The sequence below is a fragment of the Lentzea sp. NPDC004782 genome (assembly GCF_040609115.1).
Lineage (GTDB): Bacteria > Actinomycetota > Actinomycetes > Mycobacteriales > Pseudonocardiaceae > Lentzea.
Window position 1 is genome coordinate 27,056 of the sequence record NZ_JBEXJN010000064.1, and the last position, 26,408, is coordinate 53,463.

General features: G+C 70.3%; 20 protein-coding genes. 13 read left to right on the top strand and 7 right to left on the bottom strand.

Annotated elements, in window-relative coordinates; genetic code table 11:
- Positions 1-20 precede the first annotated feature (20 nt).
- On the top strand, positions 21-629 hold the full coding sequence (locus ABZV40_RS38870) for a TetR/AcrR family transcriptional regulator (RefSeq protein ID WP_355453807.1): 609 nt from the start codon (positions 21-23) through the stop codon (positions 627-629).
- Between the two features lie 13 nt (positions 630-642).
- Here ABZV40_RS38870 and ABZV40_RS38875 read toward each other — a convergent pair whose 3' ends face one another.
- From ABZV40_RS38875 to ABZV40_RS38885, 3 genes are all read right to left on the bottom strand, one after another.
- Positions 643-1,422 carry a FadR/GntR family transcriptional regulator gene (locus ABZV40_RS38875; RefSeq protein ID WP_355453810.1) on the bottom strand — a complete coding sequence of 260 codons (780 nt, stop codon included), beginning with the start codon at positions 1,420-1,422 and terminating at the stop codon, positions 643-645.
- A gap of 108 nt (positions 1,423-1,530) precedes the next feature.
- On the bottom strand, positions 1,531-3,303 hold the full coding sequence (locus ABZV40_RS38880) for a TIM barrel protein (RefSeq protein ID WP_355453813.1): 1,773 nt from the start codon (positions 3,301-3,303) through the stop codon (positions 1,531-1,533).
- Positions 3,293-4,141 (bottom strand): shikimate dehydrogenase, encoded by an 849-nt coding sequence (locus ABZV40_RS38885; RefSeq protein ID WP_355453816.1) that lies wholly within the window; start codon positions 4,139-4,141, stop codon positions 3,293-3,295. The genes ABZV40_RS38880 and ABZV40_RS38885 overlap by 11 nt, the downstream gene beginning before the upstream one ends.
- A gap of 204 nt (positions 4,142-4,345) precedes the next feature.
- Here ABZV40_RS38885 and ABZV40_RS38890 point away from each other — a divergent pair, with 204 nt between their 5' ends.
- From ABZV40_RS38890 to ABZV40_RS38905, 4 genes are all read left to right on the top strand, one after another.
- Entirely contained in the window at positions 4,346-4,990 is a 645-nt protein-coding gene (locus ABZV40_RS38890) for a TetR/AcrR family transcriptional regulator (RefSeq protein WP_355453819.1), read from the top strand.
- A gap of 74 nt (positions 4,991-5,064) precedes the next feature.
- The gene (locus ABZV40_RS38895) at positions 5,065-6,372 is read left to right on the top strand and encodes an MFS transporter (RefSeq protein ID WP_355453822.1); all 1,308 of its coding nucleotides are present in this window, start codon (positions 5,065-5,067) and stop codon (positions 6,370-6,372) included.
- Between the two features lie 84 nt (positions 6,373-6,456).
- The gene (locus ABZV40_RS38900; protein WP_355453825.1) at positions 6,457-7,407 is read left to right on the top strand and encodes a hypothetical protein; all 951 of its coding nucleotides are present in this window, start codon (positions 6,457-6,459) and stop codon (positions 7,405-7,407) included.
- A gap of 63 nt (positions 7,408-7,470) precedes the next feature.
- A complete protein-coding gene (locus ABZV40_RS38905; RefSeq protein ID WP_355453828.1) occupies positions 7,471-7,881 on the top strand; it encodes a Calx-beta domain-containing protein in 411 nt (136 codons plus the stop codon).
- Here the strand turns inward: ABZV40_RS38905 and ABZV40_RS38910 are convergent.
- Positions 7,859-10,642, bottom strand: coding sequence for a BTAD domain-containing putative transcriptional regulator (locus ABZV40_RS38910; protein WP_355453831.1), 2,784 nt, complete (start codon positions 10,640-10,642; stop codon positions 7,859-7,861). The genes ABZV40_RS38905 and ABZV40_RS38910 overlap by 23 nt on opposite strands.
- Positions 10,643-10,749: 107 nt before the next feature.
- On the opposite strand from ABZV40_RS38910, the gene ABZV40_RS38915 reads away from it, so the two are divergent.
- A complete protein-coding gene (locus tag ABZV40_RS38915) occupies positions 10,750-11,508 on the top strand; it encodes a hypothetical protein (RefSeq protein WP_355453834.1) in 759 nt (252 codons plus the stop codon).
- Positions 11,509-11,707: 199 nt separating this feature from the next.
- On the opposite strand, the gene ABZV40_RS38920 is transcribed toward ABZV40_RS38915, so the two are convergent.
- Complete coding sequence (locus ABZV40_RS38920; RefSeq protein ID WP_355453837.1) at positions 11,708-12,913, bottom strand: ROK family protein; 1,206 nt, start codon at positions 12,911-12,913, stop codon at positions 11,708-11,710.
- 177 nt (positions 12,914-13,090) lie between these two features.
- Here ABZV40_RS38920 and ABZV40_RS38925 point away from each other — a divergent pair, with 177 nt between their 5' ends.
- The 7 genes from ABZV40_RS38925 (at position 13,091) to ABZV40_RS38955 (ending at position 24,116) form a co-directional block, all read left to right on the top strand.
- Positions 13,091-14,749 carry an ABC transporter substrate-binding protein gene (locus ABZV40_RS38925; protein WP_355453840.1) on the top strand — a complete coding sequence of 553 codons (1,659 nt, stop codon included), beginning with the start codon at positions 13,091-13,093 and terminating at the stop codon, positions 14,747-14,749.
- 3 nt (positions 14,750-14,752) lie between these two features.
- On the top strand, positions 14,753-15,751 hold the full coding sequence (locus ABZV40_RS38930; RefSeq protein WP_355453843.1) for an ABC transporter permease: 999 nt from the start codon (positions 14,753-14,755) through the stop codon (positions 15,749-15,751).
- Positions 15,748-17,427 (top strand): dipeptide/oligopeptide/nickel ABC transporter permease/ATP-binding protein, encoded by a 1,680-nt coding sequence (locus ABZV40_RS38935; protein WP_355453846.1) that lies wholly within the window; start codon positions 15,748-15,750, stop codon positions 17,425-17,427. The genes ABZV40_RS38930 and ABZV40_RS38935 overlap by 4 nt, the downstream gene beginning before the upstream one ends.
- On the top strand, positions 17,424-18,191 hold the full coding sequence (locus ABZV40_RS38940) for a dipeptide/oligopeptide/nickel ABC transporter ATP-binding protein (protein ID WP_355453849.1): 768 nt from the start codon (positions 17,424-17,426) through the stop codon (positions 18,189-18,191). Before ABZV40_RS38935 ends, ABZV40_RS38940 begins: the two co-directional genes overlap by 4 nt.
- Complete coding sequence (locus ABZV40_RS38945; protein ID WP_355453852.1) at positions 18,191-20,638, top strand: glycoside hydrolase family 2 protein; 2,448 nt, start codon at positions 18,191-18,193, stop codon at positions 20,636-20,638. Before ABZV40_RS38940 ends, ABZV40_RS38945 begins: the two co-directional genes overlap by 1 nt.
- A complete protein-coding gene (locus ABZV40_RS38950) occupies positions 20,635-21,480 on the top strand; it encodes a substrate-binding domain-containing protein (protein WP_355453855.1) in 846 nt (281 codons plus the stop codon). Before ABZV40_RS38945 ends, ABZV40_RS38950 begins: the two co-directional genes overlap by 4 nt.
- 278 nt (positions 21,481-21,758) lie before the next feature.
- Positions 21,759-24,116, top strand: coding sequence for a ricin-type beta-trefoil lectin domain protein (locus tag ABZV40_RS38955; RefSeq protein ID WP_355453858.1), 2,358 nt, complete (start codon positions 21,759-21,761; stop codon positions 24,114-24,116).
- Positions 24,117-24,120: 4 nt separating this feature from the next.
- On the opposite strand, the gene ABZV40_RS38960 is transcribed toward ABZV40_RS38955, so the two are convergent.
- Both ABZV40_RS38960 and ABZV40_RS38965 read right to left on the bottom strand, forming a co-directional pair.
- Positions 24,121-25,791, bottom strand: a complete 1,671-nt coding sequence (locus ABZV40_RS38960; RefSeq protein ID WP_355453861.1) for a trehalase family glycosidase — start codon at positions 25,789-25,791, stop codon at positions 24,121-24,123.
- 11 nt (positions 25,792-25,802) lie between these two features.
- The coding region (locus ABZV40_RS38965) for a carbohydrate ABC transporter permease (RefSeq protein ID WP_355453864.1) at positions 25,803-26,408 on the bottom strand (606 nt) is incomplete at its 5' end.

Consider the following 26,408-nt stretch of genomic DNA (forward strand, 5'->3'; position numbering starts at 1 on the left):
TTCCCGGCTACCCTGCGAAGGTGATCCACCCCACAGGACTGCCCGTCATCGGCGACGGGGCGACCCTGCGCGCGGACGCGGTGCGCAACCGGGCGCGGCTGCTGGAGGCCGCGGCCAGGATCGCCGCCGAGCGTGGCGCCGCGGCCATCACGATGGAGACCGTCGCCGCCGAGGCCGGGGTCGGCAAGGGCACGGTGTCACGGCGCTTCGGTGACCGGAACGGGCTGCTCCAGGCCCTGCTCGACCACTCGGAGATCCGGTTCCAGGAGGCGTTCCTCAGCGGTCCGCCGCCGCTCGGACCCGGCGCCGGAGCGGCCGCGCGGCTGCGGGCGTTCGGCCCGGCGGTCCTGCGCCACGAACACGCCCACCGCGACCTCTACCTGGCCGCCGAACCCGCGCCCGAACGACGGTTCCGCGTTCCGCCGAAGCGGCTGCGGCACACCCACGTGGCGTCGCTGGTGCGCGTGCTGCTGCCGGACGCCGACGCCGACCTGCTCGCCCACACCCTGCTGTCCTCGGTGGACGTCGTGCTGGTCGAACACCTCACGCACGACCACGGGATGTCGCTGGACCGCATCGAGACCGGCTGGCACGACCTGCTGGACCGGCTCCTGCTCCCCCGCGGCTGATCCTCGGGCGCGGTCAGCGGTCCAGGCGAGAAGGATCCCCAGCCTCGCTGCGGCGCACCAGCCAGGCCTCGGTGATGTGGGCGAACATGGCCTCGGCGGCACCGTCCGGGTCGTGCGCCGCGATCCGCTCGTAGATGCGGCGGTGACCGCGGTTCGAGGCCGCGCAGAGTTCGCGGTCGGTCCTGCCCATGTAGCTGGCGGTGTGCATGACCTGGCTCTCCAGCGCCCGCACCACCGCCCTGGCGATGCGGTTGCCGGACGCCCGCATGATCGTGTCGTGGAAGGCGGTGTCCAGCGCGCGGTAGGCGTCGGGGTCGTCCAGCAGGCCGTCCATCCGCTCCACGAGGGCACCCAGTGCGCCGACCTCGTCCTGGTCGGCCACCCGCGCGGCGACGTTCGCCATGTCCGACTCCAGCAACCGGCGGGTCACCACGAGGTCGTCGAGGATCCCGAGCGTCGCGTCCTCGGCGATCACCGCCCCGAGCACCAGCTCGTCGAGCATGTTCCACGTCGACGGCGGGGTGACCTGCGTGCCCGCGCCCTGGCGGACCTGCACCAGGCCCTTCTCCTGCAGGACCTTCATCGCCTCCCGGATGACGGTCCTGCTCACCGAGAAGGTCTCGCACAGCACCGGTTCCGGCGGCAACGACGTTCCGGGCGGGTGATCACCGCGCACGATCCGTTCGACGAGCTCGGTCGTGATCGCCCTGGCGAGGTTCGCCGGCCGGCGCGCCCAGTTCGGGACGGCGTTGACGCTCACGGTCGCGCTCGGTTGCTGGCCTGGTGCCGTCATCGTCCCTCCGGTCGCACCCCTCGCCGATGCGACGGTGCGTGCCGACGAGTGTAGCGGCCCGACATCGCTGACGTGATACGTCATACGATTCGGTTCACCACGCCTACCTCAACGGACGGAGCTCAGCCTCGCCTCGTGGTGGGCGGCCATCCGGACCGGGGCGTTGACGACGCCGAAACCCCGGTAGTCCCCGATTCGCTGGACCACCTCGAAGAACACCCGCGCACCCACCAGCTCGGCGTGGAAGTGCAGGAACTCGCCGTGCTCGTCCCGGTCGTAGAGCACGGAGTGTTCACGCAGCGCGCCGACGCGGTCCGGTGACAGGCCGGTGCGCGCTTCCAGGTCGTCGTAGTAGTTGCCGGGGATCTCCAGCAGCCTCGCGCCGGACGACCGCAGTGCAGTCGCGCACGCCACCGCGTCGTCGGTGCTGAAGGCGATGTGCTGCGGCTCCTTCACCGCGGGCGCCCACACCCCGCGCCGGACCAGAGCGGCGTCCAGCGACAGGCGGATCCCGGCACCGCTGACGCCACGTGCGCGCACCAGCCCGTACGGCGCGGCGAACTCGGTGACAGCGCTCGGTTCCAGCCCGAGCACGGCGCGGTGGAACAACGTGGCCTCGTCGAAGTGGTCGAACGGCTGGGTCAGCGCCACGTGGTCGATGCCGGTGATGCCGGCACCGGCGGCGGTCTCGCCGGTCGGGACGAAGTCGTCGATCCAGTCGCGGCCGGAGCAGAGGAAGAGCTGGGTGCCGTCCGGCGCGGTGATCGCGGTCAACGGCGCCTCGCCGGGCCCCGTCGCGCGTGCCACCGGAGGGGCCAGCATGACCTCCGCGCGCCGCGCCGCCGCGGCGGGGTCCGGCACGGTGACGCCGAGCGCGCCGACCGTGCCCGGCTCCCCCGTCGCGTTGACCAGCACTCGCGCCTGACCCTGGGTCCACAGCTCCACCGGCTTGGAGCGGTGCACGCCGGTCCGGGCGAACCCCAGGGCGGCCAGGCCGGAGTCACCGACGACCTCGGCGAACGCGAAGCCCGTCGGCACCGGAGCGGCGGGCACGTCCAGCAACCCCAGAGAATCCTTGAGCGCCACCAGCGACCTCATCGCGTCGACCGCGGCGCGGTGCGGGTCGGACTGGCGGAACACGTCGTTGAACACCTCCAGCGACAACGGCCCGCGATACCCGGCGGCGAGCACGTGGCCGGTGAAGGCGGTCAGGTCGAAGTCGCCCTGGCCGGGGAAGAGCCGGTGGTGGCGGCTCCACTGCAGGACGTCCATCGGCAACGTCGGCGCGTCGGCCAGCTGCAGGAAGAAGATCTTCTCACCGGGGATCGCCCGGATCGGCCGCGGATCGTCCCCTTTGGACAGGATGTGGAAGCTGTCGAGACAGACGCCCAGCGCCGGATGCGCACCGCGGCGCACGATCCGCCACGCGTGCTCGTAGCCGTTGACGAACCTGCCCCACGCCAGCGCCTCGTAGGCGACCCGAAGACCGCGTTCGGCGGCACGGGCGGCGAGCAGGTGCAGCTGCTCGGCCGCCAGATCGTCGTCGTCGATGGCGTCCGGCGACACCGAGGAGCACACGAGCACGGTGTCCACGCCCAGCTCGGCCATGAGGTCGAACTTGCGCTCCGCCCGGCGCAGGTTGGCCGCCAGCACGTCCGGCGGCACCGCCTCGAAGTCGCGGAAAGGCTGGTAGAGGTCGATGCTCAGACCGAGATCGGCGCAGCGCTCGCGGATCTCGGCAGGCGTGCGGCGCGTCGCGAGCAGGTCGTTCTCGAACAGCTCGACGCCGCCGAACCCGGCCTCGGCGGCCGCGGCCAGCTTGTCCTCCAGCGTGCCCGACAGGCAGACGGTCGCGATGGCGGTGCGGGGGTCAGGCCGCATGGGCGGGTTCCCCTTCCAGTTCGGCGAAGTGCGCGAGCATCCGGTCCGCGTCCGGCTCCACCCCGGTGAACAACCGCATCGACTCGGCGGCCTGGAGCACGACCATGCCTCCGCCGTGCAGCACGCGGCAGCCCCGTGCCCGCGCGGCCGCCAGCAGTGCCGTCTCCAGTGGCCGGTAGACGATGTCGGCGACCCAGAGGTCCTCGCGCAGCAGGGAGTCGTCGATCGGCAGGCCGGGATGCGCGACCATGCCCGTGGGTGTCGCGTGGACCAGCCCGTCCGCGGTCCTGATCGCGTCCGGCGTGCACCTGACCGCCCGGTCGGCGCCGAACCTGCGTTGCAGCGCCGCGACGAGCTGTGCGCTGCGCGCCGGGTCGACGTCGTGGACGCCGAGACGTGCGGTGCCGAGCGAGAGCAGCGCGTGCCCCACCGCGGCGCCCGCTCCTCCCGCACCGAGCAGAACGACGTCCTCCATGGCGACGTCGGGCAGGCCGAGGGTCAGGCTGCGGGCGAACCCGGTCGCGTCGGTGTTGTGGCCGATCGCCCTGCCGTTCTCGAAGCACACCGTGTTGACGGCGCCGAGTGCGGCCGCCTCGGGGTCGAGCTCGTCGAGGTGCGGGGTGATCGCCTGCTTGGCCGGGTGGGTGACGTTGAGGCCGTCGAACCCCGCCGTGCGGGCGGCGTTCAGCACGTCCCGCGGCGGGAGGCCGAGGACGTCGAGGTCCAGCAGGCGGTAGACGTAGCGCAGTCCCAGCCGGTCGGCTTCCCGTTCGTGCAGCGCGGGACTCAGCGACGGACCGATCCCGGTTCCGATGAGCCCGATCAGGTAACTCCGCACGCGTACCCCTCCGCAATGTACGAACTAGTGAGTTCACGTTAGCGCAGCACTGGTCCGTTCGGAAGAGCCGAACGAGTGCACAGCCTGGTTGCGAAGTGCACGCGGGGAGCTTTCGTTCGCTCCTGGCGCACGCGAGGCCCCCGCGTGCGGGCAAGCGCGGCGGAATAGAGTTGGGCTGGTCATCAGCTGATCGGAGGGAAGCCGGTGGCCGCACCGTCGTCGTCCGAGGCCGAGCGCCAGCGGGACAAGGACCGCACTCGCGCCGACATCCTGGACGTGGCCACGAGGGAGTTCGCCGACAAGGGCTACACGGGCGCGCGCGTCGACGAGATCGCGGAGCGCACCAGCACCACCAAGCGGATGATCTACTACTACTTCGGCGGCAAGGAACAGCTCTACGTCGCCGTGCTGGAGCGGGCCTACTCCGCGATCCGCGCGCTCGAGGCCGAGCTGGACGTCGAGCACCTCGAACCGGAGGACGCGATCCGCGAGCTCGCCGAGCTGACGTTCGACCACCACGAGGCGAACCCGGACTTCATCCGGCTCGTCAGCATCGAGAACATCCACCACGCCGAGCACATCGCGCGGTCGGAGATCCTCGCGGGTCTCGCGAACCCGGTGCTCGACGGGCTGACCCGCGTGCTCGCCCGCGGCCGCGAGGCCGGCCGGTTCCGCGCCGACGTCGACGCGCTCGACGTCCACCAGGTGATCAGCTCGTTCTGCGTGTTCCGGCTCGCGAACCGGCACACGTTCGCCGCGATCTTCGGACGGGACATGCTCGACCCGGCCCGGCGCGAGCACCACCGGCGCATGCTCGGTGACCTGCTGATCAACTACCTGACCGCCTGAAAACGGGCTCTTGACACTCCGGGTGAGGTGACCGACCTTTAATTAACTAACTAGAACGTACAACGGAGTGCGCCGTGACCTCTTCGATGGCCCGCAGGACCGCGCTGGCAGCCTGGATCGGCAGCGCTCTGGAGTACTACGACTTCTTCATCTACGGCACGGCCGCCGCGCTGGTGTTCAACAAGGTCTTCTTCCCGGCCACCGCGCCGGCGACCGGAACCCTGCTCGCGCTGGCCACGTTCGGCGTGGGCTACCTCGCCCGGCCGCTCGGCGCTTTCGTGCTCGGTCACGTCGGCGACCGCTTCGGCCGCAAGAAGGTCCTCGTCTTCACCCTGCTGCTGATGGGCATCGCGACGTTCGCGGTCGGTTGCCTGCCCACCTACGCCTCGGTCGGCGTCCTGGCGCCGGTCCTGCTCGTCGTTCTCCGTCTGCTGCAAGGACTTTCCGCTTCCGGAGAGCAGGCGGGCGCGAACTCGATGTCCCTCGAGCACGCGCCGGAACACCGCCGGGCGTACTTCACCAGCTTCACCCTCAGCGGCACGCAGGCCGGTCAGATCCTGGCCACCGCGGTCTTCCTGCCCGTGGCGGCACTCCCCCAGGACGACCTGCTGACGTGGGGCTGGCGCGTGCCGTTCTGGTGCAGCGCGGTCGTCGTGGTCGTGGGGCTCGTCATCCGCCGCAGGATCGACGAGACCGCCGCGTTCAAGCGCGCCAAGGCGGCCAAACTGCCGGTCGTGACGTTGTTCCGCAACCACTGGGCCGACGTCCTGCGCGTCGTCCTCGCGGCCAGCGTCGCCTCGGTCAGCACGATCTTCAGCGTCTACTCCCTGAGCTACGGGGTGAACACGATCGGCCTGTCGCGCACGTCCATGCTCTGGGTCGGCGTGCTCGCCAACGTCGTCGCGCTGGCCGCGATCCCGCTGCTGGCAGGCCTTTCGGACCGGATCGGCCGCAAGCCGGTGTTCCTCGCCGGCTGCGGCGGGTGCGCGATCCTGATCTTCCCGTACCTGTGGTCGATCTCGATCGGCGCGTACGGCCTGGTGCTGGCCCTCGGCATCCTGATGTCCGGGGTGGCCTACTCCGCGATCAACGGCATCTGGCCCTCGCTGTACGGCGAGATGTTCAGCACCGAGGTCCGGCTGTCCGGCATGGCGATCGGCACCCAGTTCGGGTTCCTGCTCGCCGGGTTCGCGCCGAGCGTGGTGTCGGCGATCGGTTCCGGCCGTGACGGCTGGACCGCCGTCGCGATCTTCACGGCGGCGGTCTGCGCGATGAGCGCGGCGGCGATCTCCACGGCCCGCGAGACCTTCCGGCGTCCCACGGCGGAGCTCGGGCAGCCGGTGCGGGAGCGGCTCGCGCCCGCGGCGGTCCAGCAGGCCTGACCGTCCGACAACAGCACGACAACCGCGCTACAACAGCCCACAGGTACTCCTTCGGTCAGCAGACCTGCAACCGAGGAGGAGACCGTGAAGACCAAGCTGGCGGCGTTGGCAGCCGGGTTGCTGGCGGTCGTGGCGCTCATCGCACCGGCGAGCGCCACGCCGAACTACCGCGACGTCTACACCCGCGACAACGTCGCCGACGTGGGCAACGAGCCCAGCAGCGGCAGCATCTACTTCAGCCCGGACATCAGGGTGTGCCACACCCCGGTGTTCTGCGCGTCGTCCCAGAACCCCGTCGTGGGTGCCGACAACTACGTGTTCGTCACGTTGCGCCGCAAGGCCGGCGCCCAGGGCAACGTTGGCGGCTACCTCTACCTGTACCGCAGCAACATCGGTGGCGGGACGCCGTGGCCGGGCGGCTGGGTGCCCATCGGTGCCGCGCCCGCGAGCGTGCCGATGACGGGCACCACGGTCATGATCACCTGGTTCGGCGCGGACGTGCCCGGTCCCGGACACTTCTGCCTGCTCTCCAGATGGGTGTCGGCCGCTGATCCCATGACGTTCGCCGAAGGACCCAACACACAGCTCAACGCCCAGAACAACAACAACATCGCGTGGCGCAACGTCGACTCGGTGCGCGTGTTCCCGGGCCACCCGGTCCGCCTTCCGTACACCATCGGCAACCCCGATCGCACCGACGGCAGGCAGAGCCTGGTCCTCGAACAGCCCGAGCGGCCGTTCGCCGGCACGGTGACGGTCGACCTCGGGCCCGACCTGGCGCGGCGGTGGAAGGAAGCCGGGCAGAAGGGCGTCGGCGTGAAGCCGGTGGGTGAGACCGAGGTTCTGATCGTGGAACCGAAGTTCGCGCGCCTCGACGGGCTCGTGCTCAAGGCCGAGGAACGGGCCGAGATCGGACTGACCTTCGCGACCGACGTCGACGCGACTCCCGCCGAGCTGCTCGTGCACCAGATCGACGCCCAGGGGCTGGATCTCGGTGGCGCGCAGTACCTCGTGAACGAAAAGGACGAAAAGTAGCAGTATCAACTTCGGCGGGTCCGTCTCCGTTGGGCGGAGACGGACCTGCCGAAGGGGTGGTCAATGAAGACGATCATGGTGTTGTTGCTGCTGTTGCTGGGGATCGTGCCCGCACACGGAGCACCGGACTGCGACCCGCCGGACTGCCCCGTCGTCGTGGACGCGCTCGACGGCCCGGTGCACGAGAGGGCCGGTCAGTACTCGGCGGAGCTGAAGTCGCGCAACGGCGCGGTGAAGCAGGACGTCGCCGTGTCCTACAAGTTCGTCGACGGCACCGCGAAGCTGGGCGAGGACTACCAGGCCGAGCCGAGCGGAACCGTCACGATCAAGGCGGGGACGGACCACGCCGAGGTGCCGTACACCGTGCTGCGGGTGAGCGGGCAGCAGAAGCAGTTCACCCTGCGGATCACCGAGGTGAAGCCCGGTCAGGTCGGCAAGGCCGCGGCGGTGTTCACGATCGCCGGCAGGAAGTGAACAGCACGACGGCCTGAGCCAGGTGCCGGGCCGCCTCGGTCCACCGCCCGCACCGGCCCTCCAGGTCGGCGAACGTGCGGTGGACCGAGGCCTCCTCGAACTTCTCCGGTGCCTGAGCCCGTGCTGCCAGCGCGGTGGTGAGGTGCTCGCGGGCGGCGGCGAGGTCGTCGAGGGCCAGCTCGGCCTCCGCCAGGCGGTGCAGGGTCGACGACTCGCGGTGCCGGTCGCCGAGCTCGCGGCACACCGCGACGGCGGCGGTCAGGTGGTCACGGGCCACGGCGGGGTCGCCGAGCGCGAGCTGCGTGACCCCCAGGTGGCCCAGCGCGTCCGCCTCGAACCGGCGGTCGGCGAGCTCGCGGCTGATCCGCAGCGCGTCGCCGAAGCAGCGCAACGCGGGTCCGCGGTCGGCCAGCTGGTGGAAGGCGTTGCCCAGCGACATCAGCGTCGCGGCCTCCAGCCGTGAGTTCCCCTTGGCGCGCAACGTCTTCAGCGCCGCGAGCAGCGGTTCGACCGCGTCACCCGGCCGGCCCATGCGCACGCAGGTGTAGCCGAGGTTGCGCTGGGCCAGTGCCACGCCCACCTCGTCGCCCGCCGCCCGATGCACGCGCATCGCCGCCTGGTACGACTCCAGTGCCAGGTCGAACTCGCGCAGCTCCGAGTGCGCGTTGCCGATGTTGTTGTGCAGCCGCGCTTCCCCGCGCAGGTCGCCGGCCTCGCGCACCAGCGCGAGCGCTTGCCGTTGCACCACCATGGCTTCGGCGATGCGCGAGGTCATCTGCAACGCGATGCCCAGGCCGCGCAGCATCTCCGCTTCCGCGCGCTGGTCACCGAGCGCGCGGGCGGCGGCGACGGCGTGCTCGCACTGCTCGACGCGGGCCGCCCAGTTGCCGCGCGCCTCGAAGTAGCTCGTCAGCAGGTACGCCAGCTGCCAGGTCTCGCGGTGCAACCCGGCGCGTGCGGCCAGTCTGATCACGTGCAGCAGGTTGTCCCGTTCGGCGTCGAGGAAGGCGAGCACCTCGGCCCGGTTCGCCGCGAACGGGAGGTCGTCGCCGGGTGCGCGGGTCACGAGGTCGTGGCGCGGGTTGAGCACGGTGTTGGCCGCGTGGGCGACCGTGAGGTACCGGTCCAGCAGGCGTTCCACGCCGTCGCCGAGGTCGCCGCTCTGCCTGGCGAACAACCGGATCAGGTCGTGCAGCGCGTACCGGCCGTTGCCCACCTCGCTGACGAGGTGCGACGCGACGAGCTCGTCCAGCCCCGGTCCCAGGGCGTCGGCGAGGTCGGCGGGGAAGCTCGTGCCGGGATGTTCGCCGAGCACGCGGAACAGGCGCGCCGCCTGCGGGCTCAACGTGCGATGCGCGCTGGCGAACACGGTGCGCACCGAGCGGTCGTCGCCGTCGACCGCGAGCACGTCCAACGGGTCGTTGCGGGTCAGCTCGCGCACGAGGTCGGCGATCCGCCTGCCCGGCCGCACCGCGAGCCGCGCGGCCGCGATGCGCAGCGCGAGCGGTAGCCGTCCACAGTGGACGACGAGGTCCGCGGTGGCGCCGGATTCCGCGTGCACCCTCGGTGCGCCGAGGATGCGGGCCAGCAGTTCGTGCGCCTCCGGCTCGCTCAGCAGGTCGAGGCTGACGGTGTGCACGGCGTGGCGCGTGCCGAGCGCCGAGAGCGCGTCCCGGCTCGTGATCAGCAGCAGGTTCCCCGGATCACCGGGCACGAGTGGCAACACGTCCCGCGCGCGACGGACGTCGTCTAGCACGATGAGCAAACGCTTGCCGTGCAACAACGTCCGGTACAGCGGCGCCGGATCGGCGGGAACGCGGCCGGAGGGCACGCCGAGGCCGTGGAGCATCTCGATCAGCGCCTGGGCGGGGGTGAGCCGTCGCAGGTCGAGGAACACCTGCCCGTCGGGGAAACGATCGGCCACGCGGTGCGCCCACTCGACCGCGAACGTGGTCTTGCCGACCCCGGCGACACCGGAGACGACGACGATCGGCGGAAGCGCCGCCAGTGCGGCGAACTCGGCGGCACGGCCGGTGAAGTGCCCGGCGCGGGCGGGCAGCTGGGCGGGTTTCGCGCTGTGCAGCGCGGGATCGCGGCGGAGGATGGCGGTGTGCAGTGCGCTGAGCTCGGGACCGGGGTCGGCGCCGAGCTCCTCGGCCAGCGTGGATCTCAGGCGGCGGAACACCTCCAGCGCGTCGGCGTGCCGTCCGTCGAGGTGCAACGCCCGCATCAGCAGGCCGACGAGCCGTTCCCTGGTCGGATGGCCCGCCACCAGCCGTTCCAGCTCGCCGATCGCGTTCCGGTGGTCCAGCCGGTCGGCCCAGTACGCCTCCAGCACGGCGATCCGCTGTTCCCGCAACCGATCGATCTCCGCACGGCCCCACCCGAACAGCTCGGTGCCCGCGAGCGGTTCACCCCGCCACAGGCCGAGGTCCCTGGTCCGCTCGAACCGCTCGGCGTCGACCGCCGCGTCCAGCTGGTAGCCGCCGGGCTTGGTCAGCAGCGCGCCGGGCATGCCGCAGTCCGCCAGCGCCTGCCGCACGCGCGCCACGTAGCTGTGCAACGACCGCACGGCCGTGCGAGGCGGATCGTCGCCCCACAGCACGTCCACGAGGCGGTCGACCGGCACGGGGGTGCCCGCCCGCAGAGCGAGCACCGCCACGATGCCGCGTTGCCGGGCACCGGTCAGCTCGGCCCGTCCGTGCGGGCCGCACACCTCGACCGGCCCGAGAATCCGGACCTCACCACGGGGTCCCCCCACGACCCGTACGTTAGCCCGCAAAACGCCCGCGCGGCAGAGCTGGTCAGCGGCGATCGAATTCGATTCGAAATGCCTATCTCACCGGCGGATCTTCTAGATTTGCCCGCATGCACATGCGGAAAGCGTTGTCCGTGATCCTGGCTCTACCCCTCCTGCTGACCCTCACCCCGTCCGCTGACGCGCACGCCCGGTCGTGCGATCGCGCCGATCTGTTGTTCTGCGAGGACTTCCAGTCCGTCCCACTGGGCGGCGCGACCAGCCTCGACTGGGGCGTCGACACCAAGCACGGCACGCTCACCGTGGAGAAAGGCGCACGCGGCCAACGGGTGCTGCACGCGCACACCGAACGCAACGGCCGAGCATTCCTGCGAGTCGACGACTTCTCGGCGCCGGGCAACAGCTTCTACGGCCGCGTCCGGCTGAAGGTCAAGGCCTTCCCGAAACGGCCGGACTGGGCGCACTACACGCTGGTGGAGGCCACCGGCCGCGGGCCCGAGATCGTACGACCGCTCGGCGGCCAGTACGTGCCGACCTCCGGCCACGCGCTGTGGGGAGTCGGCGCCGACGGAGGCCCGACCGGCGACTGGACGAACTGGCGCGAGTCGGCACCTTCGCGCGAGGACGTGTGGCAGTGCGTGGAGTGGCGCATGGACGCCTCGGACAACCGCGTCGAGCTGTGGTTCGACGGCGTGCCGCAGCCCGATCTCACCGTCTCGACCCGTTCGCACGGCGGCAACCCGGTGGACTTCGTGTTCCCGGCCTTCGACACCGTCAAGATCGGGTGGCAGCTCTACCAGGCCAACGACGACACCCACGACCTCTGGCTCGACGACATCGCGCTCGGGTCGAAGCGGGTGGGCTGCTGACCGCGACGGTCTCCTGGTGCGCCTCCGGCCCTCGTCGTGGTCGATGAAGGGCTCCTTCCTCCACGTCAGGTGCAATGCCAGGAACTCAAGCGGCGACGCGTTGCGCCGACCTTCGCGGGCAGGCGACGTGGATGAAGGCGCCCTTGACCCACACCAGGTGGAGCAAGGAGCCCTTCATCCACAACGGGGGCGCGGGCGGTCACGCTGACGGCTGGAAGACCGGTGGTTCTCCTGCCGCCAGGTCGTCCGGCAAGCGCAACCCCTGGTGCCGCGGCACGAGTTCCGACTGCAGCACGATCGCCGCGGCACCGATCGCCGGAGCCGACGCCGCCGACGGCGACAACCGCACGGCGATCGGGTGCGCGGCGCGCGCGAAGAACGCCGCGTCCAGCTCGGCACGCAAGACCGGCAGGTAGATCGCTCCGGCCACGGCGAAGCCCGGTCCGGTGAGCACCAGCACCTCGAGGTCCATCACGTTCGCGAGCGTGCGGGCGGCGGCCGCGACGTACCTGGCCGACCGCTCCAGCAGGGCCAGTGCGCGAGGATTGCCCTGTCGCGCGATCCGGCTGAGTGCCGCGAAGTCCGCCGAAACCGGTGTGCGGGGCCGGGTCCGGCCGCCGAGCAGGCCGGCCGCGCGGGTCAGCGCGCGGTCGGAGCGGGCCTGCGCGACGACCGCGGCGGGGCCCGCCAGCGCCTCCAGGCAGCCGCGGGCGCCGCACCAGCAGCGCGGGCCGTCGACGTCCAGGCAGGTGTGGCCGATCTCGCCGGCGTTGCCGCTCGGGCCGCGGTAGGTGGTGCCGCCGAGCACCGTGCCCGCACCGATGCCGGTTCCCATGTACAGGGCGGCGAACGTCGACGTGGCACCGACGCCGCCGGCCCAGTGTTCGCCGATCGCGGCCGCGGCGGCGTCGTTGTCCAGCACCACGGGCAGGCCGGTGGCGCGTTCCAGTGCGGGGCCGAGGTCGTGCCCCTCCCAGCCGCGCAGGGACCGCGGGGACACCAGGCCCAGTCCGAGCACGCGGTCGCGGTCGACGCCGACGCTGTCGATCACCGCGTCGACCGTCCGCGCCGCCAGGCCGGAAGGCTCACCCGCGCACGCGCGGGAGATCCTGGCGACCACCGCGCCGCCGAGGTTGGTCAGCACGCACGTGATCCGCGCGTCGTCCAGGTGCACGCCGACGGCGTAGCGCGCGAAGTGGTTGAGCTGCAACATGACCCGGCGCTTGCCGCCGGTGGACTCGGCGTGCCCGGTCTCGACGACCAGGCCCTCGTCGATCAGGCCGCGCACCACCGTGGAGATCGTGCCGCCGGTGAGGCCGGTCGCGTTGACCAGGCCGACCCGGCTGATCGTGCCGGCCGCGCGGACCAGGTCCAGCACAGCCGCTCTGGTGCTGGAATGGGTCATCCGCGCCTCCGTCGTCGAACGACGAACCTCCTGATCGATAACAGAACACTAGCAAAGCGTCGACAACCGCACCGTTGACTTTCTTTGTTTAGCAACTGAAGAATCTCCCCCACGCAGGCGCCCCGTCCGGGCTCCACAGGCCGGGTGCGGACCACTCGGCCACGCGGAGGATCAACGATGTTCCTGCTGAAGCGGCTTTGCACACTCGGCCTGGCGGTGCTGCTCGCCGCGGGCTGCGCGAGCTCCGGCGGACGCGGTCAGTCCCGGGACACGCTCGTCGTCTACACCGGGCAGGCGGGCGACTTCCAGCTCAACTTCAACCCGTACTCCCCCACCTTCATCGAAGGCATGGGCACGATCAACGAGCCGTTGTTCTTCTTCAACATCGCCGCCGACCAGCCGCCGAAACCGCTCCTCGGCACCGCGTACTCGTGGAACGGCGACGGCACCGAGCTCTCGATCACCCTGCGGGACAACGTCTCCTGGTCCGACGGCCAGAAGTTCACCGCCAAGGACGTCGTGTTCACGCTCGGCATGGTCGCCAAGAATCCGGCCCTGAACAAGACCGCCTTCCAGGGCACGGCCACCGCGACCGACGACACGCACGTGGTGGTCAAGTTCCCCGAACCGTCCTACATGGACGGACCGCAGGTGCTCGGCCAGATGTGGATCATGCCGGAGCACGTCTGGAAGGACATCGCGAACCCCGCGACCGAGGTGAACCCCAAGCCGGTCGGCACCGGGCCGTTCGTGCTCGACGACTTCAAGCCGCAGTCGTTCACCCTCAAGGCGAACCCGAAGTACTGGGGCGGTGAGCCGGCGCTCAAGCGCATCCGCTACCTGTCCCTGTCCGGCAACCAGGCGGGCGTGGACGCGTTGAAGGCCGGGTCGATCGACTGGCAGACCGGTCCGATCCCCGACCTCAAGGACATCGAGAAGAACTACCCCGGGTACAAGGCGATCACGTTGCCGCTCAACCAGGTCGCGCTGTTCACCTGTTCCAACGCCCAGCTGGGCTGCCAGGGCGCGCAGACCGATCCGGCCGTGCGCAGGGCGATCTACTACGGCATGAACCGCACCCAGATCAACTCGCTGGCGTTCCAGAACGTCAACAGCGAGATGTCTCCCGGTTTCACGCTGTTGCCGCGCGACAACGCACTCGTGTCGAGCAAGCTCACCGACCGCCTCGCACCGATGAACCCGAACACCGCGAAGGCCAACGAGCTGCTCACCTCCGCCGGGTACGTCAAGGGCGCGGACGGCATCTACGCCAAGGACGGCAAGCCGCTGACGCTGAGCGTGAAGGTGGTCGCCGGCTGGACCGACTACATCACCGCGCTGGAGACCCTGGCCCAGCAGCTGCTCCAGATCGGCATCAAGATCACCCCGCAGCAGCTGTCGTGGAACGAGTGGGCCGACGCGCGCGGCCGCGGCCAGTACGAGCTGCTGATCGACTCGGTGGAGCAGGGCCCGGCGCCCGACCCGTACTACACCTACGCCTACTTCTTCTCCACCGCGGCCACGGCACCGGCCGGGCAGTCGGCCTACCCGAACTACTCCCGGTTCAGCAACGCGACCGTGGACCAGGCGCTGGCCGAGCTGAAGAAGACCGACCGCGGCAATCCCGCGCGCCGGCAGCACTACGACGCCATCCAGGTCGAGCTGGAGAAGTACATGCCGTACATCCCGGTGCTGACCGGTGGCGTCCCGAACGAGTACAACGCCAAGGCGTTCACCGGCTGGCCCAGCAAGGACGACCTCTACGCGTTCCCCGCGGTGTGGAAGCGCCCGGACGCCTCGCAGGTGTACGTGAAGCTCAAGCCGGCCGGGCAGTGAGCGGTGGGCTACCACCTGCGCAAGCTCGCCTTCTACCTGGTGGCGCTGTGGGCGGCGGTGACGCTGAACTTCGTGGTGCCGCGGATGATGCCGGGCAACCCGGTGGACATCCTGATGGCCAAGCTCCAGCAGCGCGGCGGGACGGTCGACCCCGGCGCCCGCAAGGCCTACGAGACGCTGCTCGGCACCGGCGGGCGCGACTCGGTGCTGCACGAGTACTTCGCCTACCTGGGCAACCTGGCGCGCGGTGACCTCGGCATCTCGGTCAGCGCGTTCCCGGCGAAGGTGTCGGACGTGATCGGCGACGCGCTGCCGTGGACGGTCGTGCTGGTCGGGCTCGCGACGCTGCTGTCGTTCCTGCTCGGCGTCGGGCTCGGCGCGGTCGTGGGCTGGAAGCGCGGCACGTGGCTCGACGCGCTGGTGCCCGCGACCACCGTGCTGTCGGCGGTGCCGTACTTCTGGCTGGCGCTCATCCTGGTCGCGGTGCTGTCGTCGGGGCTGGGCTGGTTCCCGCTCAACGGCGGTTACGACGTGGTGCTGGATCCGGGCTGGAGCGCGGAGTTCATCGGTTCCGCGCTCTACCACGGCGCCCTGCCCGCGCTGACGATCGTCATCTCGTCGATCGGCGGGTGGCTGCTGGGCATGCGCAACATGATGGTGTCGGCGATGTCGGAGGACTACGTGCTGACCGCCAGGGCGAAGGGCCTGACCGACAGCCGGATCATGGTCCGGTACGCGGCCCGCAACGCGGTGCTGCCGTCGGTCGCCGGGTTCGCGATCTCGCTCGGGTTCGTGGTGTCCGGGTCGATCGTCACCGAGCAGGTGTTCTCCTACCCCGGCATCGGCTCGAAGCTGCTGCAAGCCGTGCAGAACAACGACTACGCGCTCATGCAGGGCATCTTCCTGGTGATCACGATCGCCGTGCTCGGCGCGAACCTGGTCGTGGACCTGCTGTACGGGCTGATCGACGCCCGCACGAGGGATCGGAGCACGGTGTCATGACCTTCTCCGGCAAGCTCGGCGCGGGCCTCGGCCTCGCCGGGTTCATCGTCCTCTTCGGACTCCTCGGCCCGCTGCTCACCGGCGACCCGGCGACGATCAGGGACGTCGGCCTCACGGCGCCGGGCGGTGAGCACCTCCTCGGCACGACGCTGACCGGCCAGGACGTCCTCGCCCAGCTCGCGCACGCCACCCGCGGCTCGCTGTGGATCGGCGTGCTCGTCGGGGTCATGGCGACCGTGCTGTCCGGCATCTTCGGCATCGCCGGCGCGTACGCGGGCGGGGTGGTCGACGAGGCGTTCTCGTTGTTCTCCAACGTGATGCTGGTGATCCCGGGGCTGCCGCTGGTCATCGTGGTCGCCGGGTTCGTCCCGGCCGACCGGCGCGGCACGTGGACGATCGCGCTCGTGCTGGCGATCACCGGCTGGGCGGCGGCGGCCCGCGTGCTGCGCGCGCAAACGTTGTCGTTGCGCAATCGGGACTACGTGGCGGCGGCACGGGTGTCCGGCGAGCGGACCTGGCGGGTGATCTGCGTGGAGATCCTGCCGAACCTGCTGCCGGTCCTCGCCTCCCAGTTCGTGTTCGCCGTCGTGCTGGCGATCCTCAGCGAGGCCGGGCTGTCGTTCCTCGGGCTCGGCGCGGCCAACTCGTCGACGCTCGGCACGATGCTCTACTACGCGCAGAACGGTTTCGCGCTGCAACGGGAAGCGTGGTGGTGGTTCGTCCCGCCCGGACTGGTGATCGCCCTGTTCGGCGGCGCACTGGCGTTGATCAACTTCAGCATCGACGAGATCGTCAACCCGCGGCTGCGCGATCGTGCGCGGCGCGAGCGGGACGTGGTGGCCATCGACGCCGAGATCGCCCCTGCCGAGCCGGGCGCCGTGCTGACCGTCAGGAACCTCAACGTCGTGTACCAGGCCGCGACACCGGTGCACGCCGTGAAGGACGTGTCGCTGACGTTGCGGCGCGGCGAGATCCTGGGCCTGGCCGGCGAGTCCGGTTGCGGCAAGACCACGCTCGCGTACGCGATCAACCGCCTGCACCGGCCACCGGCGGAGGTGACGTCCGGTTCCGTCCGGTTCTCCGACGTCGACGTGCTGGCGCTGGGACCGGAGAAGCTCAGGGAGTTCCGCTGGGTCAAGCTCTCGATGGTGTTCCAGGGAGCCATGAACTCGCTGAACCCGGTCACGCCGATCCGGGCGCAGCTGCAGGACGTGCTGCGCACCCACCGGCCAGACATGTCCACTTTGGACCGCAACGCGCGCTGTGCGGAGGTGTTGCGGCTGGTCGGCGTCGACCCGGTCCGGCTGGGCGCCTACCCGCACGAGCTGTCCGGCGGCATGCGGCAGCGGGTCATGATCGCCATGGCACTGCTGCTCGACCCACAGGTCATGATCATGGACGAACCCACCACGGCGCTCGACGTCCTGGTGCAGCGCGAGATCCTGAACGAGATCAAGCGTTTGCGCGACGAGCTGGGGTTCGCCGTCATCTTCATCACCCACGACCTGCCGCTGCTGCTCGAACTGAGCGACCGGATCGCCGTGATGCGCGACGGCGAGGTCGTGGAGCACGCGACCGCCGAGGAGATCTACCTGCGGCCGCAGCACCCCTACACGCGTCAGCTGCTGGCCTCGTTCCCCAGCCTGACCGGCGAGGCGGGAGCGCTGACCAGGTGACCACCCTCGAAGTCCGCGACCTGACCAAGTCGTTCCGCAAGCTGCGCGCGGTGGACGGCGTCTCGTTCACGCTCACGGCCGGCCGGACGGTGGCGCTGGTCGGCGCCTCCGGTTCGGGCAAGTCGACGGTCGCCAGGATGATCGCCCACCTGGTCCGGCCCACCTCCGGGGAGATCCTGCTGGCCGGGCCGGACGGTGAGCCGGTGCCGCGCCGGGCCTACCGCGACCACGTGCAGATGATCTTCCAGGACCCGTTCGCCTCGCTCAACCCGTTCCACACCGTCGAACACCACCTCGCCCGGCCGTTGCGGCTGCACGGCCACTCGCGTGCGGACACGGCAGCAGAAGTCATCAGGCTGCTGGAACGGGTGAGCCTGACGCCGGACTTCGCGCGCAGGCGGCCGCACGAGCTGTCCGGCGGGCAACGGCAGCGGGTCGCGATCGCCCGCGCGCTCGCACCGGGCGCCAAGGTGATCGTCGCCGACGAGCCGGTGTCCATGCTGGACGTCTCGATCCGGCTCGGCGTGCTCAAGCTGCTCTCCCGCCTGCAGCAGGAGGAGAACCTCGCCGTCCTCTACATCACGCACGACCTCGCCACCGCACGGCACTTCTCCGACGAGGTCCTCGTGATGCACCAGGGCCGGATCGTCGAGCGCGGACCGGCCGACGAGGTGCTCGTGCGTCCGGCGGATCCCTACACCCGGCGGCTCGCCGCGGCCGCACCCCGTCCCGAGGCCCGTTTCGGTCCAGGAGGCCTGACCTGATGATCCGCCAGTACCTGCACGACGGCTGGCAGCTGACCGCGCCGACCACCGAGGTCCCCGACCACGTCAGGGGCCGGACGGTGGCCGCGACCGTGCCCGGCAGCACCCACCTCGACCTGCTGGCCGCCGGGCTGATCCCCGACCCGTTCCTGGACCGGGCCGAGACCGAGCTGGCCTGGATGCACCGCGCGGACTGGTGCTACCGCACGACTTTCCCCGCGTGGCGGGCGGAACCGGACGAACGGGTCGACCTCGTGTTCGACGGCCTGGACACGGTAGCGGCGGTCGAGCTCAACGGCACACTGCTCGGCAACACCGTCAACATGCACCGCAGCTACCGCTTCGACGTCCGCGAGCTGGTCACCAACGGGGACAACGACCTCACGGTCTCGTTCTCGTCTGCCCTCACGCACGCCGAGAAGGCCGAGGCCGCGCTCGGCCCGCGTGCGCACGTCAACGCCCACCCGTTCAACATGATCCGCAAGATGGCGTGCAGCTTCGGCTGGGACTGGGGACCCGACCTGCAGACCGCGGGCATCTGGCGGCCGGTCCGGTTGGAACGCTGGCACACCGCGCGGATCGCCGCGACCCGGCCGGTCGTGACCGTCGCCGAGGACGGCACCGGTCTGGTCGAGCTGCACGCGGACATCGAGTGGGCGAACGACCGTCCGCAGGACCTCGCACTGCAGGTCTCGGTCGGTGGACGCACGATCGTTCTTCCTGCGGCGCAACGGTCTCTCGTGGCGCGCGTCGCGGTTCCCGGTGCCCAGCTCTGGTGGCCCGCAGGGCACGGCGCGCAGCCGCTGTACGACCTGGAAGTCGTGCTGCTCTCGGCGTCGGGCACGGAGATCGACCGGGTCGCGAAGCGGATCGGGTTCCGCACGATCACCGTCGACACCACACCGGACGAGATCGGCACGCCGTTCACCGTGATGGTCAACCGGAAACCGGTGTTCATCAAGGGCGCCAACTGGATCCCCGACGACCACTTCCTCACCAGGATCACCCGCGACCGGCTCGCGCGCCGCGTCGACCAGGCGTTGGGCGCGCACGTGAACCTGCTGCGCGTGTGGGGCGGCGGGATCTACGAGTCCGACGACTTCTACGACCTCTGCGACGAACGGGGTGTGCTGGTGTGGCAGGACTTCCTGCTCGCCTGCGCCGCCTACCCGGAGGAGGAGCCGCTGCGGAGCGAGCTCGAAGCCGAGGCCCGCGAGAACGTCACCCGGCTGATGTCCCACCCGTCGCTCGCGCTGTGGAACGGCAGCAACGAGAACATCTGGGGGTTCGCCGACTGGGGCTGGCCGTGGCAGCTCGAAGGCAGGACGTGGGGCCTCGACTACTACACCGACCTGCTGCCGCGGATCGTGGCCGAGCTCGACCCGACCCGGTTCTACTGCCCCAGCAGCCCGTACAGCCCCGAGCCCGGGCTGCACCCCAACGACGAGAACCACGGCACCCGGCACGAGTGGGAGGTCTGGAACCGGGTCGACTACACCCACTACCGCGACCAGGTGCCCCGGTTCTGCTCGGAGTTCGGCTTCCAGGGACCGCCGACCTGGGCCACGCTCACCCGGTGGATCCACGACGAGCCGCTCACCCCGGCCTCGCCGAGCTTCCTGACGCACCAGAAGGCCGAGGACGGCAACGGCAAGCTCGACCGCGGCCTGGCGGCGCACCTGCCCGTCCCGGAACGGTTCTCCGACTGGCACTGGACGACGCAGCTCAACCAGGCGCGCGCGATCCGGTTCGGTATCGAGCACTTCCGCTCGTGGTGGCCGCGCACCGCCGGGGCGGTCGTCTGGCAGCTCAACGACTGCTGGCCGGTCACGTCGTGGGCCGCGATCGACGGCGACGAACGGCTGAAGCCGCTCTGGTACGGGCTGCGGCACGCGTTCGCGCCCCGGATCCTGACCTTCCAGCCGCGCGACGGCCGGTTCGTGCTCATCGCGGTGAACGACCACGACGAACCGTGGGACACGCACATCACGCTCGACCGGCAGTCGTTCCGCGGGGTCACGCTGCACCTGACTAGACTGCGGCGGACGGTGCCGCCCCGGTCGGTGCTGGAACTGCGGCTGGACGCACCGTTGCTCGAACCGGAGCACGAGGACGCGGAGGTGCTGGTGGCGACCACCGCCGAGGCACGCGCGGTGCTGCCGTTCCTGGCCGACCGCGAGCTGTCCTACCACCCCGCTCCCCTGGTGGCGCAGGCGGAAGCCGTGCCGGACGGGTACGTGGTGGAGGTGCGCGCCGAGTCGTTCGCGCAGGACGTGGCGATCCTGGCCGACCGGGTCGCGCCGGACGCGGTGGTCGACGACCTGCTGGTGCCGTTGCTCGCGGGTGAGTCGCGCCGGTTCCACGTCCGCACTCAGGCCACTGTGGACCCCGCCGCGTTCACCGATCCGCTGGTGTTGCGCTGTGCCAACGACCTGGGACGGCCGTGACCGTGGAGTCGACGGGCGCGATCGGGCTCGTGCTGGCGAGACCGGCACGGCTGCTCGGCGTGGAACCGTTCTTCATGGAGTTCATCGCGGGCATCGAGGAACGCCTCGCCGAACGCGACCTGTCGGTGCTGCTGCACGTCGTGGCCGACCACGACGCCGAGATAGCCGCGTACCGCCGCTGGGCGGCACGCGGGCTCGTCGACGCGATCGTCGTGGTCAACCCCACGGCCGACGACCCGCGTCCGGACGTGTTGCGGGAGCTGGGTTTTCCGGCGGTGGTGGTCGGCGAGGCGGGCGCACCGGACCTGCCCGAGGTCCGCACCGACCACGCCGGTCCGGTCGCCGCCGCCCTCGGTCACCTGCTCGACCTGGGCCACCGCCGCATCGCGCGGGTCACCGGCCCCAGCGCACTGCTGCACACCCGCGCCCGCACGGCCGCGCTGCTGTCCGGGTGCTCCACCGCCGGTGTCGAACCGACGATCGTCGAGGGCGACTACTCCGAGGAGGCGGGCGCGAAGCTGACCGCGGCACTGCTGCGCGCGCCCCAGCCGCCCACCGCGATCCTCTACGACAACGACGTCATGGCCGTCGCCGGCCTCGCCGCGGCGGCCGAGCTCGGCGTCGCCGTACCGGACCGGCTGAGCCTCGTGGCGTGGGACGACTCCACCCTGTGCCGGCTCGCCTCCCCCGCACTCACCACGATGAGCGTCGACGTGCACCAGTTCGGCGTGGTGGTGGCGGAGTCCGTGCTCGAACGCATCGACGGCGTGCCCGTCGCCCCGCGCTGGTCCCCGACCGCGCGTTACGTGCCGCGCGGAACCACGGCCCCCGCCACCATCTAAGGCGCCTGCTTCGTCGATGAAGGGAACCTTCCTCCACCTCACGTGGAGGAAGGTTCCCTTCATCGACAACGAGCGCGCGCAGGCTCGCCCGTTGTTACCGGCGAGTCAACGATTGACGTCATACGTAATACATCTTATGTTTCTGCGGCACGCCGTTACGCCTAATGCCCGGCCCACCTCCGACAGGCGTCCCAACCCCCGACCGCACCCGGCCGAAGCTCGGCCGGTACGTCGGCGCACCCGGAAAACCAACGACGTTCATCCGTTAGGAGCGCAACGTGTCGCACGTTCTCGCCCGATCCGCCGCAGCACTGCTGCTCGCGGCCGGCAGTGCCTCGGTGCTGTCGACACCGGCCACAGCCGCGGTGATGACCACCGTCTACGCCTCGCCGACCGGTTCCGGCACGGCCTGTTCGTCCGCCCAGCCGTGTTCGATCACCCAGGCCCAGACCGCGGTGCGCGCGATCGCGCCGAACATGACCGGCGACGTCGTCGTGCAGCTCGCGGCCGGCACGTACACGTTGAGCTCGCCGCTCACCTTCACCGCCGCCGACTCCGGCACCAACGGCAACACCGTGATCTGGCAGGGCTCACCGGGCGCGATCATCTCCGGCGGGCAGAAGGTGACCGGCTGGACGCAGGACAACGCCGCGCAGAACATCTGGAAGGCCGGCGTCGGCACCGGGTTCGACGCCCGGCAGCTCTACGTCGACGGCAAGATCGCGACCCGTGCCCGCACGGCGATCAACCGGTCCGACTTCACGTTGAGCTCCACCGGCATGACCTTCACCAGCAGCTCGTTGTCGTACCTGAACAACCTGGGCAACTCCAGCCGGGTCGAGCTGGAGTCGGCCAACTCGTTCACCGACCGGTTCACGCCGGTGCAGTCGATCTCCGGCAACACGATCACGATGCAGCAGCCCGCCTGGGACAACAACACCTGGGGCTGGGACACCGTGCAGAACCCGTTCAACCAGGCCGGGTTCTGGCTGGCGAACGCCAGGGAGTTCCTCGACGCCGAGGGCGAGTGGTACCTCGACACGGCCACCGGCACGCTGTACTACAAGCCGCTGGCCGGGCAGAGCATCGCCAACGCCGACGTGGAGCTGCCCAGGCTGCAGTCGTTGGTGAACGTCGGCGGGACCTACGACTCGCCGGCCCACAACATCTCGTTCTCCGGCCTGCAGTTCTCGTACACGAGCTGGCTGCAGCCGAGCACGAACGAGGGCTACGCGGACCAGCAGACCGGCGGCTACATCAAGGGCGGGTGGAGCACCAGGCCGTCCAACGCGTTCAGCAGCTGCGGCTCGGGCTGCAGCCAGTTCGAGTCGACCCGGCCCGGTTTCAGCCAGATGCCCGCGGCGGTCCAGGTGTCCGCGGCCAACTCGATCACCTTCAGCGGCAGCAAGTTCTCGAACCTCGGCCAGGTCGGCATCGGTATCGGCAACGACGCCAACGGGCACACCACCGGCGTCGGTCTCGGCGTGAACAACGTGACGGTCACCGGCAGCACGTTCGAGCAGATCTCGGCCGGTGGCATCGTGGTCGGCGGCATGCGGGCCGACGCGCACCACCCGGGCGACAGCCGGATGACGGTCCAGAACGTCACCCTCAGCAACAACAAGGTCCACGACGTCGCAGTCGAGTACCGCAGCCACGTCGCCGTCCTGGTCACCTACGTCACGAACGCGACCATCTCGCACAACGAGATCTACAACATGCCCTACTCGGGCCTGAACCTCGGCTACGGCTGGGGCATCAACGACCCCGGCGGCAGCCAGGAGTACCAGAACCGCGGCACCTACAACTACCAGCCGCTCTACACCACGCCGACGACCGCGAAGAACAACCTGGTCATCGGCAACTACATCCACGACACGATGACGACCATGTCCGACGGCGGCGGCTTCTACATGCTGTCCGCGAGCCCCGGCACGGTTCTCAAGCAGAACTACTTCAAGACCATGAACCGCGGCTTCGACATGTACTTCGACGAGGGCTCGCGCTACGTCTCGGTGACGAACAACGTCTACCAGGGCGGCTGGAACTGGGCGCACGCGAACGCCAACAGCAACAACCACACCGGCGACCTGACGCTGACCGACAACTGGTCCGACCACAACGGTGCCGACATCACCAACGGCACGTCGGGCAACACCGTCACGGGCACCGTCTTCGTCAGCAACGGCAACTGGCCGAGCGGTGCGCAGACCGTGATGGCGGCGGCCGGCGTGCAGAACGCCCAGAACGTCAAGGTGGTCGGTCAGCAGTCGAACCGGTGCATGGACATCAACGGCGCGTCCACGACCAACGGCACGCAAGCCCAGCTGTGGGACTGCAACGGCAACACCAACCAGCGCTGGACCTACAACGCCTCCAACAAGCAGCTGGTGGTGTACGGCAACAAGTGCCTGGACGCCTACGGTGCCGGAACGACCAACGGAACCGCGACCGTGATCTGGGACTGCAACGGCGGCACCAACCAGCAGTGGAACCTCAACGCCAACGGCACCATCACCGGCGTGCAGTCGGGGCTGTGCCTCGACGCCAGCGGTGCGGCCGTGGCGAACGGCACGAAGCTGCAGCTGTGGAGCTGCACGGGTGGCGGCAACCAGCAGTGGAGCCTGGTCCCGTGACCGCTCAGGCTCGCCCGGCGAGGTAGAGGTAGGCGCCTGCCGTCCACGTGTAAGCACGGTCGCGCAGGCCCTGCCCGGTGAGCGCGTCGAAGTTCTCGGCGAAACCGGACTTCTCACAGGTGGCCCGGAACCGCGCGCTCACCTCCCCCGCCAGCTCCACCGCGCCGCCGCGGCGCAGACCGTCCTCGATCAGCACGGTGGCGGGGGCCCACACCGGCCCCCGCCAGTAGCCGTCCGGCTCGTAGAACGGCGAGCTCGGCAGCTCGGTGGCCAGCCCGACCGAGGTGAGGTGCGCGGCGACGCCGTGGCACAGGTCGTCGAAGATCTCGCGCGGCAGGTGCTCGCCCAGCACGACGGGCATCAGGTCGAGCAGGCTCGCGCCACGTCGTTTCACCCCGCTCGTCACGCCCTGGCTGACGAAGCAGTTGCCCTGCCACAGCTCCTCGACCAGCGCGGCCAGCAGCGCGTCCGCCCGCTCACCCCAGCGGGCGGACGTGTCACCCGTCTCGGCGGCCAGCACGCCGAGCTCCTTCATCTGCAGCACCAGGAAAGCGGCGAGATCGGGTGAGCGCACGAGGCGTTCCTCGCGGAACACCGTGGAGTTGTCCCAGCCGCTGTCGTTGCCGTGCTCGTAGTGCGGCAGCCGGCTGCCCGGTGCCGTCCGGTGGTCCAGCCAGAACGAGGTCCACGCGCTGAGCTGCCGGTACGTCCGCTCGGGGTCCGGCAGGCGCGGAAGGCGCCGACGCAGCAGGGAAAGCGCCCACCCGTGGATCGGCGGCTTGACGAAGTTGCGGAGCACCTCCGAGTGGGTGATCGAGTCCGGCAGCGCGCCTTCGGGGTCCTGGTGGTCGAACACCACCTGGAACTGCTCCCAGGCGAGCTCGGGCGCGCCGGGGGCCAGTGCCAGCGCGGTGAAGCAGTGGTCCCAGCTCCACACCTTGTCCATCCAGTGCTTGGACATCAGCACCGCGGGCCGGCCGACGAACCCGGCGGGCCGCACGGTGGCCGACCAGAGGACGTAGGCGGCGAGCTCGGCGGCCGGGGTGCGGTCGTCCCGCCACGGTGCCACGGCGTCGGCGAAGCCCGCGAACTCCTCCCGCGCGGCTTTCAGGTCGTCGTCGAAACCCCTGCTGGGCGGGGAGAACCTCCGCGTGGTGCCGATCTCCTCCACCAGCAGCTCCCAGGGTTCGTCCTCGCTGAGGACGACCGCGCGTTCCGCGGTCCCGAGCTCCTGGTCACCGGCCTGGCTCGACTGTCCGGAAAGGACGGTCAGGCGGTAGCGGTGACCGGTCTCGTAGGAGGTGAGCACGACTCCCCCGGCCGGGTCGGCGAAGAAGTACGTGCCGGTGAACGGGGTCAGCGTCGGTTGGGCGGACCGCAGCCGCATCCCCAGTCCGGCGCCGGAGATCCGCAGCGTGTCGGGTGACGAGAACACCGCCGTGACGCGCCGGTCACCGGTCTGCCAGGTGAGCGCGGCCGGGGTGGCGGTCACCTCGACCGGTGTGCGGTCACCGTCCAGCTCGGGCACGAGCGACAGGACGGGGTGCATGCCGTTGCGGTGCGAGACGAGGTGCACGTCCTCGGCGTAGGAGGCGAGGCCGACCACCGGGGACAGGCCGAACCAGGCGCCGAACCGGCTGAAGGGGATCTCGCGCACGGAGAACTCGGTTGCCACGGGCGTTCCTCTCAGTCCTTCACGGCGCCGGAGGTCACTCCGGCGGCGACGTAGCGCTGGGCCACCACGAGCAGCACGGACGCGGGCACCGACGCGACCACCGCGGTGGCCATGATCGAGTTCCACTCCTGGTTGTTGTTGCCGATGTAGCGGTAGATGCCGAGGGTGAGCGGTTTCAGCGCGCCGCCGGAGTCGAGCGTCGCGGCGAAGACGAAGTCAGACCACGCCCACAGGAACGAGAACAGCGCCGCGGTGACCACGCCGTTGCGGCTCGCGGGCAGCACGATCGAGACGAACGTGCGCCACGGTCCCGCACCGTCGATCCGGGCGGCCTGCAGCAGCTCGTCGGGCACCGCGGCGATGAACGAGGTGAGGATCAGCACCGCGAACGGCACGGCGACCGTCGAGTCCGCGAAGATCAGGCCCCACACCGTGTTCGTGATGCCGAGGCTGACGTAGATGCCGTAGAAGCCGAGCGCCATGATGATCCCGGGGATCATCTGCGCGACCAGCAGCACGAACCCCAGTGCCGCGACCGGCAACCTTTGCCCCGTATTTCGACGGTCAGACGGGTGCATCGTGGTGCCGCCCCCACGTCCTCGTACTGGTTGTACGGG

Bases quoted from the DNA above. Each gene is read 5' to 3' on its own strand.
- ABZV40_RS38920 (WP_355453837.1), bottom strand. From the start codon at position 12,913: ATGACCCATTCCAGCACCAGAGCGGCTGTGCTGGACCTGGTCCGCGCG.
- ABZV40_RS38935 (WP_355453846.1), top strand. From the start codon at position 15,748: ATGACCTTCTCCGGCAAGCTCGGCGCGGGCCTCGGCCTCGCCGGGTTC.
- ABZV40_RS38945 (WP_355453852.1), top strand. From the start codon at position 18,191: ATGATCCGCCAGTACCTGCACGACGGCTGGCAGCTGACCGCGCCGACC.
- ABZV40_RS38915 (WP_355453834.1), top strand. From the start codon at position 10,750: ATGCACATGCGGAAAGCGTTGTCCGTGATCCTGGCTCTACCCCTCCTG.
- ABZV40_RS38905 (WP_355453828.1), top strand. From the start codon at position 7,471: ATGAAGACGATCATGGTGTTGTTGCTGCTGTTGCTGGGGATCGTGCCC.
- ABZV40_RS38875 (WP_355453810.1), bottom strand. From the start codon at position 1,422: ATGACGGCACCAGGCCAGCAACCGAGCGCGACCGTGAGCGTCAACGCC.
- ABZV40_RS38880 (WP_355453813.1), bottom strand. From the start codon at position 3,303: ATGCGGCCTGACCCCCGCACCGCCATCGCGACCGTCTGCCTGTCGGGC.
- ABZV40_RS38925 (WP_355453840.1), top strand. From the start codon at position 13,091: ATGTTCCTGCTGAAGCGGCTTTGCACACTCGGCCTGGCGGTGCTGCTC.